Below are 3,681 nucleotides of genomic sequence, written 5' to 3'. Positions count from 1 at the left end.
TGGCCTGATGCGCCGCATCGAGCGCTTGGTAATTCCACATCGCAGGCTTGGACGGAGGCCGGCTGTCCGGCCCCCGGCAGCCGTCAGAACGAAAAGGAAGTGATCGGCCATCGGCCCAATGGCGAGCCGGTCGTCCGTTATCAGAGTTATACTCCTTTGCCGCAAACATCCGGAGATGTGGAGGCAATGTCGCTTTGGTCGGGTCAAGGGGTGGCGCAAGTCAGAGAGATTGCGCCAGCAGCAGATATTATCAAAGAAATATATCTGGATGCAAAAAGACGCCTGGAAGCCGCGAGTTCTGTCCTCTGAGTGCAAGAATGCGGACGTCCGGGCTACTATCACAAAGGGCAGCTTCGTCCCGCATTTCTGTCATTGGCGCGAGTTGCAGCTAACGGCCGATTTGAGCCTGTTTTAGACCTTGAAAACTTGCGCCGCGTTTGGCGAGGAGAGTGGGAAGCGGAGCTTCACGTCAATCAGAGTCGACGGCCAGTTCCCCGACCTAAGCACTTGAAATGTAGTCGCTGGGAACCCATCTCGAGTGGGTAAAGCATCTTCTTACGACCTTCTGTTTCCTAGCGGCTCCAGTCGATCCCACGACGACACTGAGCCGGGCCATCGCGTTGTGTGGATGGCAATTATTCTAGGAGACGTCACGATGGCCAATGGTACCGTGAATTGGTTTAACCCTCAAAAAGGTTTCGGGTTTATCGCCCCTGAGCACGGATCGAAGGACATTTTCATTCACATTACTGCCCTTGAACGGGCAGGAACCAATCGGCTGGAAAATGGGCTATCTGTGACCTTCGATATCGAATACGGCCGCGACTCCGCAACCAATCTCGCACTGGCGTAAGTCAGCGTTGAATTGAACTGTGAGGCGGGAAAGGCCTTTGAGCGGTTCCCGCCCTTCTATTTGACATGGCCCTTTGTTTTACAGAGATGGCCATCCCGATTTTAATGGAGCAAAAACTTGATAGAAATTAACTGGGGAAACCCCATAACATTAGTCGTATCGCCAGAAGGCGGCACTCAGAAATTCACCACGATTGAACAGGCCTCACACTGGCTTCGCCAAAAGTGGCCGGTTGCTGATCGCGACCGAGACGCCGCGGTCGGCCAGATTGATGCCGCGATGCATTGCATGGGTACTGTTGGCGCTGCCCGCGAAGCTTTCCTTTCGGCGGCGAAAACCGCTGGCTTTAAGCCGGACCCTGCGAGCGCTAGAACAACAGCCGTTCTTTGATCGGCAGCTTAGTCCGGAGGCTGTGTAAAAACTATCGAGAGCTTTTGCAAATGCCAAAAATTGCCAGATTTAGGCGCGCTCTGGTCGAGCTGAACCATCAAATTAGCAACACCCGAAAACGAGCGGCGCGAAATCGTGAAGAATCTCGAGTTTTCACACAACCTCTCCGCTTGGCGGACATTTGCACTCTGCCCAGCGAAGGGCAGCTCAGAGCCCAATCCGGCCCCAACCAGAATCTACCGTTTGCGCCTGCGGCATCTCCGTCTCCGTGTGGGATAAGAAATCCATCTCGCAATGCGGCAGAAAAAGCGGACTTTGGTGCAAGCCGCTGCAATCTCGATAGGGGCTATGACCGGGTTGTGGGACGCAAGCGGACCTCGGACAACTGCCCCACCCAAAGCAAAAACCTAGACCGCCTGTTAAACCGTGCAAGAAATTCTGGGTTTTGTGTTACTTAGGTACTCAATACGCGATCATGCGTACTTTTCCACATACAGATTGGTCTAAATCATGCAGATTCCTGAATGGACGAAACCCGCCCTCACAGGCGCGGGTGTCGGTGCTATAGCTTTGGCAATTGTTGGGTTCAGCTGGGGTGGTTGGGTAACTGGTGCCTCGGCATCAGAAATGTCCAGCAAGAGTTCAGTTGCGGCTGTCGCCTCGGCCCTTACGCCTTATTGCGTCCAAAACTCGCAAAACGATCCAAGGTCCACCAATGTGATGGCGGAACTCGAGAAAGCCACTTCATATCAGCGTCGCGGCATTGTTGAGAAAGCTGGTTGGGCGACGCCACTCGGAACCGAAAAACCGGATAGGGCCCTTGCAGAAGCTTGCCAGATTGAGCTGAAAAAAGACACTTAACCAGTGTTTGCCGGCAAACAGACAATTTGTCGGCAATCGACCACAGGATCGAGCCTTCGAGTATCGGCCCTGCGACTATCACAATCAAAGACGGCTCTGGGCTCGGAGCAGACCACTGCGGTGCGGCATGCTTGACCTACCGGGACGCTCCAATAGTGGACGTTCGTGCGTCTGGCAAACGCCCTCGCCTCAGACGCTTAGGCCCACACCCGGGCATTCCTAGATTGGAAGCGGCCCTTGGACTAGCTGGCGTGGAACGACGGCATCGAGCCCAGAGTTGACGTCTATTCTGAAGCGTTCTTCAAATAGGAAATCGACCAAGGTCGGGTTAGTCCGGAGGCTGTGTTAAAACTCGATCAGACGGGAAAACCTGAGAATGCAGATTCCTGTATCTGTCGCTCCGGAAAATACTTTCCCAAGAAAGCCGATCCCTCAATGCTTTTTGAGAACTCCTGCCTGTTCAAATGCGGAAATCTCGAGTTTTCACACAGCCTCTCCGCTTAGCAGACATTTGCACTCTGCGCAGCGAAGGGCAGCTCAGAGCCCAAAGCTACCGTTTTCTTGGACACGGTAGAAGCATTTTCATTTCGCGACGAGGGAAACTCGACTCCACAGACTTCAGCTCTTTTGCCGTCAGTTTTTCAGGACACCTAATATCCGGTTCCAGCGAAATACGAGCATCAGGACAACCATACACACTATGAGACCGATCAGGTCCCCGGTTGCATAGATGGCCAAAACTCCGATGACCTTCTCCAAATCAATCAGTCCGGAGTAGACCAGCGTTTGCCCAAAAGAGTTGATAACAGACGACAGGGCTCCCACTGCAATCATACCCTTCCACTGGAGTTTTCTTGAGCGACCGAAATAGAAATCAAAACCGGCAAGGCGCATCAGCTCGAAGGCAATATATGCGGAAGCTGAGCCAACAAGGATGCCTTCTAGCAGCGCAGGTTCAAGAAAGTTTATATCCTCCGAAGGGCTAAATATCAGGGCAGAGAGGCTTACCCCCAAGATCAGCGCGGGTATGGCTTTCCAACCATATGCCCATGTCGCAAGGACCCTGACACCGTGGGGTAGATAGATCAGACTGGCGAAAACCGTCATTTCTGGTAAAAAAACACTCTGGATCGGAGTGACAACCATTGCGGTCAATCCATGACATAAGACGTAGGCGAGGACGACGAGCAAGAAATTCATGAAAGGCGCCCAATCGTTGAGAGTGCAGAGATGATGAGGGCAGAGATGTCTGCACTTTAACAACAGACCGGCATATTAATCACATAATCAGAAACACCTGTCGGTTAATGCGTAAGATCACTGCGCACCAAATAGTGCGTCGACTTATAACCTTCGGCTTTTTCGAGAAAACCCAGGGACAATAAGGAACGCAACGCCCTGTGATATGTGGCCTGCGCGATCCCAGAGGTCAAATCATGTCTTCGGATATCGTCGGACGTAACGACCTCTCCATGCGCTCCAGATAAGGCATGTGCGGCAAGAAACACGTCCATTTCCACGGGTGTCAATGTGTGGAGTCCGACCTCGTGCTCCATTTCGCGCAGCATGCTACGCAG

5 protein-coding genes and 1 pseudogene are annotated in these 3,681 nt (G+C 52.8%); 4 read left to right on the top strand and 2 right to left on the bottom strand.

From position 1 onward, the window contains the following. The 4 genes and pseudogenes from Q1B15_RS15720 to Q1B15_RS15705 form a co-directional block, all read left to right on the top strand. Positions 1-309 (top strand): annotated as a pseudogene (locus Q1B15_RS15720) (hypothetical protein); the annotation flags it as partial. 346 nt (positions 310-655) lie between these two features. Continuing rightward, the gene (locus tag Q1B15_RS15715) at positions 656-853 is read left to right on the top strand and encodes a cold-shock protein (protein ID WP_299755315.1); all 198 of its coding nucleotides are present in this window, start codon (positions 656-658) and stop codon (positions 851-853) included. Positions 854-970: 117 nt separating this feature from the next. Further along, a complete protein-coding gene (locus tag Q1B15_RS15710) occupies positions 971-1,243 on the top strand; it encodes a DUF982 domain-containing protein (RefSeq protein ID WP_299755312.1) in 273 nt (90 codons plus the stop codon). A 510-nt stretch (positions 1,244-1,753) separates the two neighbouring features. Further along, a complete protein-coding gene (locus Q1B15_RS15705; protein WP_299755309.1) occupies positions 1,754-2,104 on the top strand; it encodes a hypothetical protein in 351 nt (116 codons plus the stop codon). 633 nt (positions 2,105-2,737) lie between these two features. Here the strand turns inward: Q1B15_RS15705 and Q1B15_RS15700 are convergent. After that, the gene (locus Q1B15_RS15700) at positions 2,738-3,304 is read right to left on the bottom strand and encodes a hypothetical protein (RefSeq protein WP_299755307.1); all 567 of its coding nucleotides are present in this window, start codon (positions 3,302-3,304) and stop codon (positions 2,738-2,740) included. 104 nt (positions 3,305-3,408) lie between these two features. Next, the coding region (locus Q1B15_RS15695; RefSeq protein ID WP_299755305.1) for a hypothetical protein at positions 3,409-3,681 on the bottom strand (273 nt) is incomplete at its 5' end.

It is taken from the genome of uncultured Boseongicola sp., assembly GCF_937988555.1.
Classification (GTDB): domain Bacteria; phylum Pseudomonadota; class Alphaproteobacteria; order Rhodobacterales; family Rhodobacteraceae; genus Boseongicola.
Note: the sequence above shows the minus strand (reverse complement) of the source record. Positions and strands in the feature narration are given on the sequence as shown.